At 45.2% G+C, this 18,189-nt stretch carries 19 protein-coding genes and 1 other RNA gene; 13 read left to right on the forward strand and 7 right to left on the reverse strand.

Features of this window, described 5'->3' with window-relative positions; translation table 11 throughout:
* Positions 1–133 precede the first annotated feature (133 nt).
* The 3 genes from degS to zapG form a co-directional block, all read right to left on the reverse strand.
* Positions 134–1,198 carry an outer membrane-stress sensor serine endopeptidase DegS gene (gene degS, locus AC3CH4_RS02030; protein ID WP_065681782.1) on the reverse strand — a complete coding sequence of 355 codons (1,065 nt, stop codon included), beginning with the start codon at positions 1,196–1,198 and terminating at the stop codon, positions 134–136.
* Between the two features lie 158 nt (positions 1,199–1,356).
* Entirely contained in the window at positions 1,357–2,712 is a 1,356-nt protein-coding gene (locus AC3CH4_RS02035; RefSeq protein WP_488543609.1) for a Do family serine endopeptidase, read from the reverse strand.
* A 126-nt stretch (positions 2,713–2,838) separates the two neighbouring features.
* The gene (gene zapG, locus AC3CH4_RS02040; RefSeq protein ID WP_017077673.1) at positions 2,839–3,294 is read right to left on the reverse strand and encodes a Z-ring associated protein ZapG; all 456 of its coding nucleotides are present in this window, start codon (positions 3,292–3,294) and stop codon (positions 2,839–2,841) included.
* Between the two features lie 219 nt (positions 3,295–3,513).
* Here zapG and zapE point away from each other — a divergent pair, with 219 nt between their 5' ends.
* The 8 genes from zapE to sspB all read left to right on the forward strand — a co-directional run bounded on the left by zapE (position 3,514) and on the right by sspB (position 9,855).
* Positions 3,514–4,617 carry a cell division protein ZapE gene (gene zapE / locus AC3CH4_RS02045; protein ID WP_488543228.1) on the forward strand — a complete coding sequence of 368 codons (1,104 nt, stop codon included), beginning with the start codon at positions 3,514–3,516 and terminating at the stop codon, positions 4,615–4,617.
* Between the two features lie 246 nt (positions 4,618–4,863).
* Positions 4,864–5,292, forward strand: coding sequence for a 50S ribosomal protein L13 (rplM, locus tag AC3CH4_RS02050; RefSeq protein ID WP_010434689.1), 429 nt, complete (start codon positions 4,864–4,866; stop codon positions 5,290–5,292).
* Positions 5,293–5,307: 15 nt separating this feature from the next.
* Positions 5,308–5,700: a 30S ribosomal protein S9 gene (gene rpsI / locus AC3CH4_RS02055; protein WP_004740758.1), complete on the forward strand. Its 393-nt coding sequence runs from the start codon at positions 5,308–5,310 to the stop codon at positions 5,698–5,700.
* Positions 5,701–6,031: 331 nt separating this feature from the next.
* Positions 6,032–6,622, forward strand: coding sequence for a ubiquinol-cytochrome c reductase iron-sulfur subunit (gene petA, locus AC3CH4_RS02060; protein WP_017072804.1), 591 nt, complete (start codon positions 6,032–6,034; stop codon positions 6,620–6,622).
* On the forward strand, positions 6,622–7,887 hold the full coding sequence (locus tag AC3CH4_RS02065; protein ID WP_004729830.1) for a cytochrome b: 1,266 nt from the start codon (positions 6,622–6,624) through the stop codon (positions 7,885–7,887). Before petA ends, AC3CH4_RS02065 begins: the two co-directional genes overlap by 1 nt.
* On the forward strand, positions 7,884–8,621 hold the full coding sequence (locus tag AC3CH4_RS02070; protein WP_054547824.1) for a cytochrome c1: 738 nt from the start codon (positions 7,884–7,886) through the stop codon (positions 8,619–8,621). Before AC3CH4_RS02065 ends, AC3CH4_RS02070 begins: the two co-directional genes overlap by 4 nt.
* A 97-nt stretch (positions 8,622–8,718) precedes the next feature.
* Positions 8,719–9,354, forward strand: coding sequence for a stringent starvation protein SspA (gene sspA / locus AC3CH4_RS02075; RefSeq protein ID WP_010434700.1), 636 nt, complete (start codon positions 8,719–8,721; stop codon positions 9,352–9,354).
* Between the two features lie 21 nt (positions 9,355–9,375).
* Positions 9,376–9,855 (forward strand): ClpXP protease specificity-enhancing factor, encoded by a 480-nt coding sequence (sspB, locus tag AC3CH4_RS02080; RefSeq protein ID WP_004729819.1) that lies wholly within the window; start codon positions 9,376–9,378, stop codon positions 9,853–9,855.
* A 91-nt stretch (positions 9,856–9,946) separates the two neighbouring features.
* Here the strand turns inward: sspB and AC3CH4_RS02085 are convergent, their stop codons facing one another.
* Genes AC3CH4_RS02085 through AC3CH4_RS02100 form a run of 4 tightly spaced genes read right to left on the reverse strand, consistent with a single transcriptional unit; the run spans position 9,947 to position 13,364 of the window.
* Positions 9,947–10,552 (reverse strand): BON domain-containing protein, encoded by a 606-nt coding sequence (locus AC3CH4_RS02085; protein ID WP_004729818.1) that lies wholly within the window; start codon positions 10,550–10,552, stop codon positions 9,947–9,949.
* A 16-nt stretch (positions 10,553–10,568) separates the two neighbouring features.
* Positions 10,569–11,159 carry a phosphoheptose isomerase gene (locus tag AC3CH4_RS02090; protein WP_004729817.1) on the reverse strand — a complete coding sequence of 197 codons (591 nt, stop codon included), beginning with the start codon at positions 11,157–11,159 and terminating at the stop codon, positions 10,569–10,571.
* Between the two features lie 2 nt (positions 11,160–11,161).
* Positions 11,162–11,560, reverse strand: coding sequence for a YraN family protein (locus AC3CH4_RS02095; RefSeq protein WP_065207225.1), 399 nt, complete (start codon positions 11,558–11,560; stop codon positions 11,162–11,164).
* On the reverse strand, positions 11,547–13,364 hold the full coding sequence (locus tag AC3CH4_RS02100; RefSeq protein WP_488543229.1) for a penicillin-binding protein activator: 1,818 nt from the start codon (positions 13,362–13,364) through the stop codon (positions 11,547–11,549). The genes AC3CH4_RS02095 and AC3CH4_RS02100 overlap by 14 nt, the downstream gene beginning before the upstream one ends.
* 61 nt (positions 13,365–13,425) lie before the next feature.
* Here AC3CH4_RS02100 and rsmI point away from each other — a divergent pair, with 61 nt between their 5' ends.
* The 5 genes from rsmI to AC3CH4_RS02125 all read left to right on the forward strand — a co-directional run bounded on the left by rsmI (position 13,426) and on the right by AC3CH4_RS02125 (position 18,179).
* A complete protein-coding gene (rsmI, locus tag AC3CH4_RS02105; protein WP_004735998.1) occupies positions 13,426–14,292 on the forward strand; it encodes a 16S rRNA (cytidine(1402)-2'-O)-methyltransferase in 867 nt (288 codons plus the stop codon).
* A 193-nt stretch (positions 14,293–14,485) separates the two neighbouring features.
* Positions 14,486–14,925, forward strand: an RNA gene (gene rnpB / locus AC3CH4_RS02110) — RNase P RNA component class A.
* Positions 14,926–15,153: 228 nt separating this feature from the next.
* Positions 15,154–16,104 (forward strand): 16S rRNA (cytosine(1402)-N(4))-methyltransferase RsmH, encoded by a 951-nt coding sequence (gene rsmH / locus AC3CH4_RS02115; RefSeq protein WP_054547822.1) that lies wholly within the window; start codon positions 15,154–15,156, stop codon positions 16,102–16,104.
* Between the two features lie 3 nt (positions 16,105–16,107).
* Entirely contained in the window at positions 16,108–16,425 is a 318-nt protein-coding gene (gene ftsL, locus AC3CH4_RS02120; protein WP_004735995.1) for a cell division protein FtsL, read from the forward strand.
* Complete coding sequence (locus AC3CH4_RS02125; protein WP_017077679.1) at positions 16,422–18,179, forward strand: peptidoglycan glycosyltransferase FtsI; 1,758 nt, start codon at positions 16,422–16,424, stop codon at positions 18,177–18,179. Before ftsL ends, AC3CH4_RS02125 begins: the two co-directional genes overlap by 4 nt.
* The last annotated feature ends 10 nt before the right edge of the window (positions 18,180–18,189 follow it).

Genomic DNA, 18,189 nt, shown 5'->3' on the forward strand with positions numbered 1-18,189 from the left:
TAGTTTTCATTGAGTTTATAATTGGCTTGATTGATAAAAGAAAACCCAGCTTAAGAGCTGGGTTTTTTGTGTCTGGAAGTTTAACAGTGTGGGGTCGCTAACTTCATGTTAGCAATCAACATACGTATATAGGCTACAGGCGTGTATCTTCAGCGATAGTCACCTTGAGGGTCTTGTTTTCACCTTTGCGCAATACACCAACATCAATGACAGTTCCTGGGCGCAGATCAGTAACAATGTCCATTACGCTCTGTCGTCCACTAATCTGGGTGTTATTTATGCTGATAATAATATCTTGTGCTTCAAAGCCTGCATCAGCCGCAGGACCATTCGGGTCTATCCCTAGTACCACAATACCGCCGATATTCTTATTGCCGAGTAAGCGTGACGTCACCGAGTTGATGTCTTGTCCGTCTATGCCAATATAACCACGAATCACACGACCATCAGCGATGATTTTTTGCATGATTTTATTCGCAAGTGGGTAGGGGATAGCAAATGAAATCCCGTAAGTTTCCATGTCGGTTGCTTGTTGGAAAGACGCGGTATTGATACCGACTAACTCACCTTGTGAATTGACAAGTGCACCACCGGAGTTACCTTCATTGATTGCCGCATCGGTCTGGATAAAGGCTTGATGACCATCGGCACTGATTGAAGAGCGACCGGTTGCCGAGATAATACCAAAGGTTGTGGTTTGGCCTAGGTTATACGGGTTACCGATAGCGAGAACCACATCTCCGACATTTGCAGTGTAATCTTGGTTCAGTGGAATCACTGGTAAGTTGTCACCGCTGACTCTGAGTATCGCGATGTCGGTGCGCTTGTCTGAACCGACAAGCTGTGCGGCGGCTACTCGTCCGTCTTGAAGTGCCACAACTATTTGGTCGGCTTGAGCAACAACGTGAAAGTTGGTAATGATGTAGCCTTTTTCGCTAACAATGACCCCTGAACCCAAACCTTGAGTCAGTAGCTTATTGCGATCGCTTTCTGCGTATTTACGGCTATAAATATTGACCACAGCGGGTGCAGCACGTCGCACCGCTTGGTTAAATGAGATCTGAAGAGAGCCAATATTATCGACTTGAGGACTAGTGACATCTGAAACTATAGCTGGCCTTAAGCTCGGAAATGCGAGAAGAATAAGTGCCGCTGAAACGAGTCCAAGGGAAATAGAACGAAATAGAAAGGACAGCATGTTTCCCTCTTCAACAAGTTAGGTATGAAGCATCCGTCAATGGATGACTGACTTGATTACGAGTGAAGCATAGCATTTTGATTGATCTAAAGAAAAGGGAGACTGAGTAAGTTTAAAGCAAACTTACTGAGCCTCCCTGTAATTGCGCTGACGTATGACTATCGAATAACTAAATAGATAGTCCTGTCGCCTCTTTGGATATTAAGTGCCAACACGCCAGGTTGTTTTTCAAGAATCTTTCTAAATTCAGCAAGGTTCTTAACGGATTGGCGGTTTACCCCGATGATGATGTCATCTTTAAGGAGTTGATAGGCTTCTGCTGGCGAACCTTGAGCGACACTTGATACCTTGACGCCTGTCGTTGAGTCGCTGTCGGTTGTGTTGGTGAGCTCTGCACCGGCAAGTCCTTCATGGAGCTTTTCAGCTTGTGTCTTACTATTGGTTGATTCACCCAGAGTCACATCAAAGGTCTTATTCTTTCCGTCACGAACGACACCAAGTTCGATCTGTTTACCTGCGCCGAGAGTTGCGACTTTGGCTCTTAACTCGCTAAAAGTATCAATGCGCTTACCATTAATAGAGACAATGACATCGCCCGCTTTCAGTCCGGCTTTGTCTGCAGCACTGTCGGGTACAATTTGGCTGACAAAGGCACCTTTGCTGGACTCATAACCAAGCGCTTCGGCCAATTCAGAGGTGACCTCTCCACCTTGAACACCTAGCATACCGCGTTTTACTTCACCGAAATCGAGAATTTGTTCTGTCAGGTTTTTCATCATATTGGATGGGATTGCAAAGCCGATACCGACATTGCCTCCGTTAGGGCCAAGGATAGCCGTGTTGATACCAATCAGCTCACCGTTGAGATTCACTAACGCACCGCCAGAGTTGCCACTATTTATGGCTGCATCGGTTTGAATGAAGTTTTCAAAATTTTCTAGGTTTAGGCCGCTACGACCCAATGCCGAAACGATACCGGATGTCACGGTTTGACCGAGTCCAAATGGGTTGCCGATAGCCACACTAAAGTCACCAACTCGTAATTGGTCGGAGTCTGCGACTTTTATCTGGGTAAGGTTCTTGGCTGTTTCAAGTTTTAATAGCGCGATATCCGACATCTGGTCGCCGCCGATGAGCTCGGCATCGTACTCTCGACCATCATGAAGTTTTACTTTGATATCGTCGGCACCATTGATGACATGGTAATTGGTAACAATATGGCCTTTCTTGGCATCAATGATCACACCAGAACCTAGCCCGCGGAATGGGCGTTCTCGTGTTTGTTCTGGACCAAAAAAGAATTGAAATTGTTCAGGGATTTGCTGACGTTGTACCTGTTTGCCTTCTACGGCAATACTAACCACAGCGGGGGTCACTTGTTCAAGCATAGGTGCAAGGCTTGGTAATTGTTCATTACCCACACTTAATGGCAGTGCGGCCGTTGCTTGAATGGGGGTGATGATTGAACTTAAGCTTAAAGTCAGTACCGATAAAGCAAGCAAAGGTTTTTTCATCATAAACTCCTCTCTAGTTTAGGTCTTAACCCTCTTATACGTTTAATAAGTATGAGAAGTTTCAAATGACCTGAGTGAAAGTTATGACTCAAAAACCTTTGTAAAGTTCACAGAAGTGTTAAATGTTTACGATGCTTTTGCTGTTACAACATCGGGAGCATCCATGATTTCTTTCTTCTGCTCTGTAAATAAACCCGTTGCGCCATTAGCGTAATCTTTCGGTTGTTCTTCAAGTGTCGCCTCTTTAACTGAAGGCTTGTCTTGTGATTTGTCCGAATGGGCTGCGGCTGTTTTCACAAATGGATTATCTTGCTCTGGCAGGTTAGGGATCAGCTCTGAGCTTGTTTTTTCCATGTGTTGGTACAGTTTTGTGTAGTCCTTACCTAAGGTGTCCAACATTTCTGCTGATTTCGCAAAGTGGTCAGCTAGCTCTTGTCGCTGCTGTTCAAGGGCAAACTTCGCGCTATCTAATTCTTTCTGTACGTTCTTTTGTTTTTTGTATTCAGGTGTCATGAGACGAGAAATAGCGACCCCTAAAATAACTCCGACTAGTAAACCGGCAACGGCATACATCCAAGGCATAACAGCTCCTTATTATTGTTTTTTAACATGTTTGTTACTGCTTAGTTACACGTGATACGGCTCCATGGTACTATGAGAAAGCCGCAGTATAAAGAGAAATGCGTGTGCGCTAGTTAGCAGTTTGATGCTGCATTATTCACCGCATAGCGACATATCTCGTACTGTTTGGGCTCATTTTTATTTGCTGTCTGATATTGCTTTCATTGTGGAAATGTCGTCATGAATCCCATTAAAAAATACGAACAAGATATAAAAGAACATGGATTTCAAAGAGATCCAGCGCAAGAGCAAGCCGTTAAATCTTTAGATGAACTCTTTCATCAATTCCAAGATTACATGAATACGCCTATTCCTCAACTGACTCGATTCCAGAAATTAATGGGCAAAAAGCCAGAGCTGCCAGAGCCACCAAAAGGCCTCTATTTTTGGGGTGGTGTCGGGCGCGGTAAAACGTACTTAATGGATACGTTCTACGATGCCTTACCGACCACAAAAAAAATGCGTGTTCACTTTCACCGCTTTATGTATCGAGTCCATGATGAGCTAAGGGCGCTAGGTAATGTTAGCGACCCGTTGCCTTTAGTCGCAGATAAGTTGAAAGAAGAAGCGGATATTATCTGTTTTGATGAATTCTTTGTTTCAGACATCACGGATGCCATGATCTTAGGCACTTTGTTCCAAGAGTTATTCGCTCGCAAGGTTATCTTAGTCGCGACCTCTAATATTCCACCTGCGGATTTGTATCGTAACGGGTTGCAGCGAGCTCGCTTCTTACCCGCTATTAAGCTTATTCAAGGCAATTGCCATATTCTTAATGTCGATAGCGGAATCGATTATCGTCTTCGTACGTTAGAACAGGCTGAGATCTATCATTACCCGCTAGATAGCCAAGCGAACATCAACCTCGAAACATATTACGCGCAGCTCGTTGGTGAAGATAAAGAGAAACTCAAACAGATTGAGGTCAATTACCGTCAACTGGATGTAGTCGAAGCGAGCGATGGTGTGCTACATGGTACGTTTGCTCAGCTTTGTCAGTCGGCTCGCAGCCAGAATGACTATATTGAACTGTCTAGGGTTTATCACACGGTTCTGCTGGCTGATGTGTTGCAAATGGGCGCGACTTCAGATGACGCAGCAAGACGCTTTATTGCGTTAGTTGATGAGTTCTATGAGCGTAACGTGAAATTGATTATTTCAGCGGAAGTGGAGCTAGAAAAGCTATATACCCATGGTCAGTTAGAATTTGAGTTTAAACGTTGTCAGTCGCGTTTAATCGAAATGCAGAGCCATGAATATTTGGCAAAAGAACACTTAAGTTAGCTTTGATTATGTCGAATAAGAAAGAGAATTAAAAAAATCGTGATTTTGTTCAAAAAGAGGTGATTTTTTCTTCGCTCTTCTCTATAATCCTGCGACCTACCGTTACTGCGGGCCTCTAGCGATGAGTAAAATCACGTTATGCCAAGAGTTTTCCAACACTCGAAGGGGTGATGATGGTAACTCTTAGACAGTGGGAATACGCGAGTATTCCTTAAGTGTAAATTTTTTAAATAGGTAATTATTAGCATGAAAACTTTCGTTGCTAAACCAGAAACTGTAAAACGCGACTGGTATGTTGTAGACGCTGAAGGCAAAACTCTTGGCCGTCTAGCAAGTGAAATCGCTTCTCGCCTACGCGGCAAGCACAAAGCAGAATACACTCCTCACGTAGACACTGGTGATTACATCATCGTTGTTAACGCTGAGAAAGTAGCTGTGACTGGTAACAAAGCTAAGGGTAAGGTTTACTACCGTCACTCTGAGTTCCCAGGTGGTCTTAAGACTATCACTTTTGAAAAGCTAATTGCTAAGAAACCAGAAATGGTTCTTGAACTAGCAGTTAAAGGTATGCTTCCACGTGGTCCTCTAGGCCGCGCGATGTACCGTAAGCTTAAAGTATACGCTGGTACTGAGCACAACCATGTTGCTCAACAACCACAAGTACTAGACATCTAATTGGGGATTAAGACAATGGCAGAGAATCAATACTACGGCACTGGTCGTCGCAAAAGCTCAGCAGCTCGTGTTTTCATCAAACCAGGCTCTGGTGAGATCGTAATCAACAAGCGTAGCCTTGATGTTTACTTCGGTCGTCCAACTTCTCGTATGGTTGTTAAACAACCTCTTGAGCTAGTTGAACTAACTGAGAAACTTGACCTTTACATCACTGTTTCTGGTGGTGGTATTTCAGGTCAAGCTGGCGCAATCCGCCACGGTATCACTCGTGCTCTTATGGAATACGATGAAACTCTACGTCCTGCTCTACGTGCAGCTGGCTATGTTACGCGTGACGCTCGTTGCGTTGAACGTAAGAAAGTTGGTCTACGTAAAGCACGTCGTAAACCTCAATTCTCTAAGCGTTAATTTTTCCTTACCGAAAAATACACGCGACCAGTTTTATTACTGGAATTGTGGTTCAAAGCTCGGCTATATGCCGGGCTTTTTGTCTTTCTGGCTCCCGCTAAACGCTTCCCCCTCCTCGTTTTATTCCTAAATTCTTATATTTTGAAAGCTTTTGTAACCCAATGTGCGCTTTGCCTCATGATTGTTACAAAAAGGTAGCTTTATCTTGTCAAAAAGTAGGGTTTTATTTATCATTTGCCGTCAATAAATAGAACTAAATACATATTTTGTTAGCCATGCTCTTTAATCGGAATTATTTCAATCCATAAGGAGCAAATGGGAGAATGTTTGGATGAGCAACGCGCCTTTAAATAACGGTCGCAGGCGTTTCTTAACCGCAACAACAGCCGTTGTTGGTGGTTTGGGAGCAGCTGCTGTAGCCGTGCCTTTTATTAAATCATGGAACCCGAGTGCCAAAGCGAAAGCTGCGGGCGCGCCGGTGGAAGTGGAAGTCAGTAAGTTAGAACCGGGACAAATGGTTCGTGTCGAGTGGCAAGGTAAACCTGTATGGGTTGTACGCCGTGCTGAGTCGGTACTAGAGAACCTAAAAGCGATCGGTGGTCAACTTCGTGACCCTCAATCTGAAACTGAACAACAACCAGACTACGCACAGAACGAGTTTCGTTCTATTAAGCCGGAGTTCTTCATTGCTGTTGGTTTCTGTACGCACTTAGGTTGTTCTCCAACTTACCTGCCAGATTCTTTTGCAGAACAAGTTCAGGGCGTTAAGTCTGGTTTCTTCTGTCCTTGTCATGGTTCAAAGTTTGATATGGCAGGTCGAGTATTCCAAGGCGTACCAGCCCCATTGAACCTTGTAGTGCCAAAGCATATGTATTTGAGTGACACTAAGATCATGATCGGTGTGGACGAGGGAGACGCATAATGCAAGGATTGCTTGATTGGGTAGAAAAACGTCTACCCGCAATGAATGCTTATAAAAAGCATTTATCTGAATACCCAATGCCTAAGAACTTTAACTTTTGGTACCTTTTCGGTTCTTTGGCAATGTTGGTACTGGTTAACCAAATCCTTACAGGTATTTGGCTAACAATGAACTACGTTCCGTCTGGTGATGGCGCATTTGCATCTGTTGAATACATCATGCGTGATGTGGAATACGGCTGGTTACTGCGTTACATGCACTCGACAGGTGCTTCGGCATTCTTCGTGGTTATCTACCTGCATATGTTCCGTGGTCTAATCTACGGTTCTTACCAAAAGCCTCGTGAGCTACTTTGGCTCTTCGGTATGTTGATCTTCTTAGTGCTTATGGCTGAGGCTTTCATGGGTTACTTACTACCATGGGGTCAAATGTCTTACTGGGGTGCTCAGGTAATCATTTCTCTGTTTGGGGCGATTCCTGTTATTGGTGATGACCTAACACTTTGGATCCGTGGTGATTACATCATCTCAGGTGCAACGCTGAACCGTTTCTTCGCACTGCACGTTATCGCTCTACCAATTGTACTTCTGCTGCTTATCGTACTTCACGTACTAGCACTGCACGAAGTGGGTTCGAATAACCCAGACGGTATCGAGACTAAGCTTCCTAAAGGCACAATGGGCGACGACTACAAAACTCAGTTCCCATTCCACAAGGATTACACTAAGAAATACGACATCATTGACTCTGTTCCTTTCCACCCATACGGGACGGTGAAAGATATGGTCGGTGTTGCTGGTTTCCTATTCTTGTTCTGTTACGTGCTGTTCTTTAACCCAGAGATGGGTGGATACTTCCTTGAGCCGCCTAACTTCGAAGCTGCTAACCCACTGAAAACACCTGAGCATATTGCTCCAGTTTGGTACTTCACGCCGTTCTACGCTGTACTTCGTGCTGTTCCTGATAAGCTGATAGGTGTAGTTGCAATGGGTGCATCTATTGTTGTGCTATTCCTACTGCCATGGTTCGACCGTTGTAAAGTGCGTTCTTACCGTTACCGTAGCAAACTGCATTTGATTAACATCATCCAATTCACAATAAGCTTTATTGCGCTTGGTGTACTTGGTGCGCTTCCAGCAACGCCAACGTATACGCTACTGGCTCAGATCTTTAGCTTAGGTTATTTCATGTTCTTCGTTCTACTGTGGTTCTACAGTAAAAATGAAGCGACGAAACCATTACCAGAAAGGGTGACATTCAAATGAAAAAGTGGATTGTAATTTTATTTGCTATGTTGCCGTCACTGGCGATGGCAGCGGGTGCAAGCGTACCATTAGATAAAGCAAACAATGATTTAACAGATAAAGCCTCATTGCAAAATGGCGCTAAGATGTTCATGAACTACTGTTTTGCTTGTCACTCAACGCAGTACCAGCGTTATGAACGTGTTGCGAATGATTTAGAGATCCCTGTAGATCTAATGAAGGAAAACCTGATTTTCGACCCTGAAGCGAAAATCGGTAGCTTGATGGTTAATGCTATGCCCTCTGATCAAGCGGCAAGTTGGTTTGGTGCTCCGCCTCCAGATCTAACTTTGGTTGCTCGTGTTCGTGGCGCAGATTGGCTATACACGTACCTTCGTACCTTCTATGAAGACCCATCTCGTCCGTTTGGCGTGAACAACATTGTTTTCCCAAGTGTTGGTATGCCGCACGTTCTTGAAGAGCTGCAAGGTATTCCAACACCAATCTACGATACTCATATGGTAGATGGCGAGGAAGTGACAACTGTTGTTGGCACTGAAACTGACGGTTCTGGTGAATTAAGTGCTGGTGAATACGACGAAGCAGTTCGTGACCTTGTTAACTTTTTGGTTTACTCGGGCGACCCAGTTCAACTTGAGCGTCATGCAATGGGTTGGTGGGTAATGGCCTTCTTAGTAATCTTCACTATCATCGTGATTTTGCTGAAGAAAGAGTATTGGCGTGATGTGCACTAATTATGCTATAATACCGTGCTAATTCCCAAATTATGTTAATGTTCAATGGAGGCTTTAGGCCTCCATTGTTTTTATTTAAAGTGTACTGGAGGGCTCCATGGCTGTAGCTGCCAATAAACGTTCTGTAATGACTCTTTTCTCAAGTGCTTCTGATATGTATAGCCATCAGGTGCGCATTGTTCTTGCTGAAAAAGGCGTAAGTGTTGAAGTTGAGTTGGTTGATGAAAAAAATCTACCAGCAGAGCTTGTTGAACTGAACCCGTACAAATCAGTACCTACTCTTATTGATCGTGAGCTTGCTTTATATGACTCAAAGATCATTATGGAGTACTTAGATGAGCGTTTCCCTCATCCACCGTTGATGCCTGTATACCCGGTTGCTCGTGGTAATAGTCGTCTAATGATGTACCGCATTGAGCGTAACTGGTATTCAGTTGCAGAGAAGATCGTTAAAGGCAACGCTGAAGAATCTGAAGCAGCTCGCGTTAAACTGCGCAACGACCTACTGACTCTTGCTCCTATCTTCGCTGAGTATGAATACTTCATGAGCGAAGAATTTAGCCTAATTGATTGTTACCTAGCTCCGCTACTATGGCGTTTACCTGAGCTTGGTATCGAATTAATTGGCCCTGGTTCTAAAGAGCTTAAGATTTACATGAACCGCGTATTCGAACGTGATTCATTCCTAGCTTCTCTAACTGAAGCTGAGCGTGAGATGCGACTCGTTCGCTAAGCGTTTATGGATATTTCAAATATGACTCCACGCCGACCATATATGCTTCGTGCATTTTATGAATGGCTGGTTGATAACGAATTAACTCCACACCTTGTTGTTGAAGCAACATTACCGGGTGTAAGAGTTCCAGAAGAGTTTGTTCAAGATGGTCAGATCATTCTGAACATCGCGCCTCGTGCGGTTGGACAACTTGAACTGGGTAACGAAGCTGTGACGTTTAGTGCTCGCTTTAGTGGTCGTCCACACTCTGTGATCGTGCCGCTTTACGCAGTACAAGCGATTTATGCTCGTGAGAATGGTGCTGGTACCATGTTTGAACCTGAAGAGGCTTACATGGAATCTTTTGAAGAAGGGATTGAAGAAAGTCCTTTTGAAGAACAAGAGAAAGGCCCATCTTTGAGCGTAGCAACGGCAGACGTAGATGCTGAAGAGCCTGACTCAGATCCTGAGCCTCCTCGTCCAGCAAAAGGTCGCCCAAGCCTTCGTGTTATCAAATAACGTTAGCTAAATAACGACTCAAATAAAAAAGCAGCGACTCGTCGCTGCTTTTTCTTTTCTGCTAAATAGCATTTAATTGGTTGGCTTAAGGCTAGTTAACGGCCGTCTCTTCTTCGCCATATTCAAACGCTCGAATCACCTGCTTTACGCCTGAAACATTACGCGCAACTTCTGTCGCGATATCAGCATGCTCTCGAGAGACTAACCCAAGTAAAAACACCTCTGAATCTTCAGTGATGACTTTAACCTTGATACCGTTGAGATCAGCGTTTGCTAGAAGGGCTGACTTCACCTTGGTAGTAATCCAGCTGTCATTACTAATGGCACTGATGGTCAATGGCTCTTTTACTCGCACCTGATTATGGATGCTTTCTACACCTGCCACTTCTTTGGCTTGGTTTTCAAACGCGCGACGCTCTGAGTCAGTGGTTGCTTGCCCCATCAATACAACCGAACCTCGGTAAGAGCTCGCTGTGATACGAACGTTGCCACGATATGGCTGCTTGTTGGTGATGGCTGCGACTTCAAATTCGATATTGTTATCGTTCCAGATTTGTTTGGTGGTTCGTGTGTCAGTGACTAAGTTCGCTGTGGTTGCAGCACCAGCAATGAAAATGCCAGCACAACCAGACAGGGACAGTGTAAGTAGCGAAACACTAATCAGCTTAAACAGCCTCATAGAGGTTAATGATTTCATTGTGATGCTCCGTATATCACTCTTCGTGAGCAGGGAAGAGTACTTGATCGATTAGGTCACATAGGCAATGCAGTGTCACCATGTGTACTTCATGAATGCGTGCTGTACGGTGTGAAGGGATACGAATTTCTACATCGTGTTCGCCAAGTAAGCCTGCCATCTCACCACCATCTTTACCCGTAAAGGCGATGATCGTCATGTCACGTGTTACCGCTGCTTCCATCGCTTTGATGATGTTTTTGCTGTTACCGCTAGTAGAGATAGCCAGTAAAATATCGCCAGTTTGACCAAACGCACGTACCTGCTTAGAGAAGATCTCTTCGTAGTGATAGTCGTTGGCTACTGCCGTTAGCGTGGTGTTGTCTGCTGTGAGAGCCATTGCTGGGAGGCTAGGGCGCTCTGTTTCAAAGCGATTAAGTAGGCACGATACAAATTGCTGAGCATTCGACGCCGAACCACCATTGCCACAACAAAGAATTTTGTTTCCGTTAAGCAAGGTCGCAACCATGGCTTGAGCGGCATGCGTGATTGCGTCTGGCAGTGCTTCTGCAGCCGCAATTTGGATCTGAATACTTTCTGTAAAACTTTCTTTAATGCTGTCTAGCATGTTTATCCTTGGGTAATCGCGTTTTGAATCCAGTCGATATTGTCATTCGGCCCTTCTATGGCAACGATATCAAACCTGAAATCTGTAGAGTGCACCGACAAGCCTTGCTGCATAAGCCAAACATTGGCTGTTTTGAGCAGCTTCTGTGACTTCTTTGCTGTCACCATTTCGGCGGCATGTCCGTAGCGGGTTTGCTTGCGGTATTTTACCTCAGCAAACACAACCGTGTTGTTATGGCGCATTATAAGATCAATCTCGCCACATTTAGCTATGAAGTTTTCTTGAATTAACGATAATCCGTGGCCAACTAAAAAATTTTTAGCCACGGTCTCGTATTTATCACCCACTTGTTTGTGGGTGATTGTTGGTTTGGACAGGAACTTTCGGCTAAAAAGCCCCATGCTCTGCCCAGCTGATTTCACGTTGAACAACACAGTTGTTGTCGATGGTTAACACGCCGGTTTCACCTGGAATGCGGTAACCCTGTACGGCTTTCATCTGTGGCAATGCATCCATAAGGTAGTAGGCATCCATCCCCAGTGCTTGCAGACGTTTTTGGCCGTTTGAATGTGCAGGCCATAGGTCGTTTAGCTCTTTGTTAAGTTCGTTCTTGCTCTCAACTAATAGTGGGATGTCACTGTAGAACACACCCGTTAGATCTTCGTACTGCTTGTCACCGCTGTTGCTGCGTGAGTTTGAGAACAAGGCTGGTTGGTCAGCATCTGGATTAATCGCGACTTCAATGAAAGGCTTAATCAACGTAAGCTCTGAGTTCTTCGCCACAATGTAAACAGAGTCGATATCACGACGGCTGCGCGGTTCAGTTTCTAGGTCTAGGTTAAGTAGCCCGTCCATTTGAGCGATACGTTGTTGGCTCTCTTGTAAGCCGAATACCTGATTCACATTGCGCTGAAGTTGGCGCTTGTCAGAGAATAAGGTAATCGCGACTTCGTTGTTGCTGTATTTTTTCCACTCTTTCTCAAACGCTTGCTTAACGCGGTCACCTAAACGCCCTTTTGGCGCAAGAATAAGCGGGTACTTGTAGCCTTGAGCAAAAAGGTGTTTCGCTGCCTGAGCGACTTCTTGCTCTGGCGATAGAGCGAGATAGCAAATATTGGTATCAGGTTCTAGCTGCGTCGGAATATTTAGAGCTAAAGCTGGAATCGAATTTTCGTGGTTTTTCTGCGCTTGCTGAAGCTTGGTAATATTGCTCTTAATCAGCGGGCCAACGATGAAATCTACCTTGTTCTCTTCCAGTGTCGCTTTAATTTCAGCAGCACTTTGTACGTTGGTGTCCATAACCGTTAGCGTTGCGTTTTCTTCGCGCTCTTTGTCATTCATCATCGCAAAGATGAAACCATCACGCACAAGCTGTGCTTGCTTGCCGTACTTACCCGTGAGCGGCAGTAATAGCGCAGTGCTGGTTGGTTTGCTGATCTCTAGCGCCAATATGTCAGTGATCGCCTGAGGTGTGTAGGTTGCTGCAGGATGACGAGGGTTCTCAGCCAGCCAATCAGACAGGGTTTTCTGTAGGTCTGGAAGGTTAGAGTTCAGCGTCTTCATATAAATAGCCAGTTGTAACCAACCTGCTAGAACGTCTTCTGTCGGAGAAGTCTTAAGTTCTAGAATCTCATATTGAGAGTAGCTATTCAGGTTCTGCCAAATACGGTCGGCAGTTATCTGTTGGCTTTCGTCATCAGCGTCTACGTATTCTGAATAAAGGACTAACTCACGGCTTGCTTCGAAATACTCGTTTTGCATTTCAGAAATGTTAGCGCGTAGCTCGTGATAATCTTTCCACTGCTCGTTCGGAAGCTTCCACCAAGGCTGAAAGTTCAGCTGGCTGTACGCTTGCTGTGGTTGCGAGTTATTCACCAGCAGTTGAGCGCGAGCTAATTGCCATTCTGCTTGTTGAATTTCACTCAGCTCTTGTTTGGCTAAGCGCTTGATAAGCAGAGTCGCTTGATCGGTTTTTCCAGCTTGCACAGAAGCCTTAAGTGCCATGATTAACCAGTCGTTTTGTAGACTTCCTTTGCTACTATCCGCCTGCATCATGTAACTTTCAGTTGATTGCGCTGGATCTAGTGTAATATCAACACGCGTTGGTGCTTGAGGACCTGAAGAACAAGCCGCCAATGTAATTGCTAATGCAATTGGAGTTAGTAAGCGTGGTACACTGAGTCTCTTATGGTTCATCGTTGCCATGAGTTCTTTAAATTCCGTATAAATTTGTATCTATATTAATCGTTGAAGTGATGGTAAACAAATGACAGATAACAAAACCTTGCTCACAGAGAGCCCAACTCTCTACATTGTGCCAACCCCAATCGGAAATTTGGGAGATATCACTCAAAGAGCAATTGAAATTTTATCAAGTGTCGATGTTATTGCAGCCGAAGACACACGCCACACGGGTAAGCTGCTTGCTCACTTCAATATATCAACCAGAACGTTCGCTTTACATGATCATAATGAACAAACTAAAGCACAAGTTCTAGTCGAAAGGTTATTAGAAGGTCAGTCTATCGCATTAGTCTCTGATGCGGGTACTCCTTTAATCAGTGATCCAGGTTACCATCTTGTCTCACAATGTCGTCAAGCGGGTGTGAGAGTTGTGCCACTTCCTGGTGCTTGTGCTGTGATTACCGCACTAAGTGCGTCAGGTTTACCGTCGGATCGTTTCAGCTTTGAAGGCTTCTTGCCACCAAAGAGTAAGGGGCGCAAAGATAAGTTCTTAGAGATTGCAAAAGCAGAGCGCACATGTATTTTCTACGAATCACCGCACCGTATTACGGATTCTCTGCAGGACATGCTAGAGATCTTAGGACCAGACCGTGAGGTCGTGTTGGCTCGTGAGCTAACCAAGACATTTGAAACCATTCAAGGTTTACCATTAGGTGAGTTGATTGAATGGATAGAAGAAGACTCGAACCGCAAACGTGGTGAGATGGTGTTGCTGATCCATGGTCACCGTGAAGAGGCGAGCACCGATCTGCCAGACGAAGCAACTCGCACCCTTGGTATTCTAACCAAAGAGTTACCCCTTAAAAAAGCGGCGGCGATGACAGCAGAAATCTACAATCTGAAAAAGAACGCTTTATACAAATGGGGCTTAGAGCATCTAGACAACTAGATACCTCTTTGTTGATATACCTATTTATAGAGTAGATAACCTTTATTGAAAAAGCTTCTGAGGAATGATGGTATTACCGTTATTCCTCTTTTTTTGTCTAGATTGTGTAAAAATCATGCATTCGATTAGAGGTTTGCAGCATATTTGTGATCTCGCTAGACACTGCTCACTAATCTCTATACAATCCGCCCTCGGAGTTGAACGGGTAATCGCTGCTTTGCTGATGTCCTTCGGGAGACTGACGTTGAGGTCCTTCGGGAAACTGACGTTGAAGTCCTTCGGGAGACTGGTAGAGGGGAGGAACGTCCGGGCTCCATAGAGCAGGGTGCCAGATAACGTCTGGGGGGCGCGAGCCCACGACAAGTGCAGCAGAGAGAAGACCGCCGATGGCCTCATTTCTTCGGAAGAGGCACAGGTAAGGCTGAAAGGGTGCGGTAAGAGCGCACCGTGCGGCTGGCAACAGTTCGTAGCAAGGTAAACTCCACCCGGAGCAAGATCAAATAGGCCCTCGCATTGCGCTGCTCGCGTATGGGGGCGGGTAGATTGCTTGAGCCTGTGAGCGATTGCAGGCCTAGACGAATGGTTACCGCCGCGCAAGCGGAACAGAACCCGGCGTATGTGTCAACTCCACCTATATAAAGAACCCATCATTACTTAACAGTAGTGATGGGTTTTTTGCTTTATATTGACGTAAATTATTTAGATTTCCTTAGAATCCTTCACCCTGATATAAGCTTGGGTCAAAAATTCCCAAAGCCTATACACAATATGGTGGAGATACGGCGTGAAATCAGTACACTAAAACGTTAATAGAACAAATTATTGCCTAACTAACGGCTCAATCCACTCATTGAGAAGACTATGACAGAAGCATTCAAACATATTTCAGTATTGCTTAACGAATCTATTGACGGACTTGCGATCAAACCTGACGGTACCTACATCGATGGTACTTTTGGCCGTGGTGGTCACAGCCGTACAATCCTGTCTAAACTGGGCGAGAATGGACGACTCTTTAGTATCGACCGCGATCCACAAGCGATTGCAGAAGCTCAGAAGATTGATGACCCTCGTTTTACGATTATTCACGGCCCATTCTCAGGTATGGCTGAATATGCAGAGCGTTATGACTTAGTCGGTCAAGTGGATGGTGTTTTACTGGATTTAGGTGTTTCTTCACCACAGCTAGATGATGCTGAGCGTGGCTTTAGCTTCATGAAAGATGGGCCGCTAGACATGCGTATGGATCCAACAACGGGTATTCCGGTTTCTCAGTGGCTAGTTGATGCGGATCTTGATGACATTACATGGGTTATTCGTGAGTTCGGTGAAGACAAACACGCTCGTCGTATCGCGAAAGGCATCATCGCTTATCAAGAGAATGAAGAGAACGAACCGCTAACGCGTACTGGTCAACTGGCTAAGCTTATCTCTGACGTCGCTCCAAAGAGCTTCAAAGAGAAAAAGCACCCAGCGACACGTGCTTTCCAAGCATTCCGTATCTACATCAACAGCGAACTTGAAGAGATCGATACCGCACTGAAAGGTGCAGCAAGCATTCTTGCTCCTCAAGGTCGTATTTCTGTTATCAGTTTTCACTCTCTTGAAGACCGTATGGTTAAGCGCTTCATCCGTAAAGAGAGCCAAGGGCCACAAGTTCCTCACGGTTTACCGCTAACAGAAGATCAAATTAAAGCTTTAGGCAGTGCCGATCTAAAACCAATTGGTAAAGCGATCAAGCCTTCTAAAGATGAAGTGGATGAGAATACTCGTTCGCGTAGCTCAGTACTACGAATCGCAGAAAAGCTATAGTCAATGAAGACCTCCAAGCCTAACTTAGCCAAGATAATATTTTTTGATTTGATCTCCGTGGGCAAGGTTCCATTGGTACTTCTTATCTGTATCTTTGCGAGTGCGATGGGGGTCGTTCTTACGACACATAATTCACGTCAGGCGATCACGAAAAAAGACATGGCATTAGTGGAACGAGAACAGCTTGATGATGAGTGGCGAAATTTAATGCTTGAAGAGACGGCTTTGGCTGAACATAGCCGCGTTCAAGCATCGGCAAAACGAGAGCTAGACATGAAACGTCCAGACTCTGACAAAGAAGTTGTGATCACACTGAAATGACCGGTAAAAAGGAAAAAGCACCCGCTAAACCCGTTAAGAAATCAACGAAAGAGCGAGTGAAGAGCGAAAAGGATTCGGATCCAATTCTTATTAAATGGCGTTTCAACGTCGTTATTGCTTTCGTGTTTCTTGCCTTTGCTGCACTCGTTGGTCGTGTGGCTTACATCCAAATTATTGAACCAGATAACTTAATCCGTCAGGGCGATCTTCGCTCGGTACGTGTTAAGGCTATTCCTTCCGCCCGCGGCATTATCTCAGACCGCAATGGCGAACCGCTTGCTGTGAGTGTTCCAGTTGAGGCGGTATGGGCCGACCCGAAAACGATTTTCGATAAAAATGGCATGGCCCAGATTGATCGTTGGTATGCGTTAGCTGATGTACTTGGCTTAGAACGACAATCGATGATCGACAAGATCTCTAGCAACAAATCCCGCCGATTTGTTTACCTACAAAGACAAGTTAGCCCAGCGATGGCTAAGTATATTCGTGAACTAAAGCTGGTGGGTGTTGGCCTGAAAGCGGAATCTCGACGTTACTACCCCGCAGGCGAAGTCAGTGCACACCTTATCGGTGTTACCGGAATTGACGGGCACGGTTTAGAAGGTGTTGAACGCAGCTATGACAAATGGCTCACGGGTGAAGCAGGTAAGCGGACGATTCGTAAAGATCGCTATGGACGCGTTGTTGAAAACATTGCTTTAGAAGAGCGTGAAGAAGGCAAACCACTCGAATTAACGATCGATCAACGATTACAAGCCATTGCTTATCGAGCGATTAAGCAGGCCGTGGCCGATCACAAGGCGACTTCAGGCTCTGCGGTATTACTCGATGTGAAAACGGGTGCCGTGTTAGCCATGGTTAATGCCCCTTCTTATAATCCGAATAACCGCGCTGACTTACAAAGCTTCAAAATGCGTAACCGCGTGCTCACCGATGCAATGGAACCTGGCTCGACCGTGAAACCTTTTGTGGTTTTGGCGGCGCTGGAGAACGGCACTGCGGACCCAGATATCGTGATTGATACTGGCAATGGCATTATGCAGATCGGTGGTAGTCGCGTACGAGATTCTTCTAAAGTTGGTAAGGCTGACTTAGCGCTGATCCTCAAGAAGTCGAGTAACATCGGTGTTGCTAAATTGGCGCTTAACATGCCACTTGAAGCTTTGCTTGGTATGTACAGTTCAGTTGGTCTAGGCGAGATGTCTGGGCTGAATTTGGTTGGTGAAACGAGCGGTATTTTCCCGAATCGCCGTCGTTGGTCAAAGTTTGAAATTGCGACCTTAGCGTTCGGTTATGGCTTGTCTGTTACGCCGATGCAGTTGGCACATGCCTATGCGACGTTAGCTAATAAAGGTTTGTATGAGCCGATTCATATTATTAAGAGTAACGACCAAGATTTTTCTAAGCAAATCATCAAGCGCGAGAACGCTGAACTGGTTTTGAATATGCTAGAAGGGGTGACTCAAAAAGGTGGTACGGCGACAAGAGCTGCCGTTCCGGGTTACCGCGTTGCAGCCAAAACGGGTACCTCTCGTAAGGCTGAAGCTGGCGGCTACAGTGATGAATACATCGCGGTTACCGCAGGCTTTGCTCCAGTTAGTGATCCAAGAGTGGCATTGGTTGTTGTGGTCAATGAGCCTCAAGGCGACCTTTACTATGGTGGTTCAGTCGCAGCCCCCGTCTTTTCTGAAATCATGAAGGGCGCACTACAAATAATGAACGTCCCTGCTGATGAAAACAAGTTTCAAGAATAGAGTTAATCAG

It is taken from the genome of Vibrio sp. QJM3NY_26, assembly GCF_057786005.1.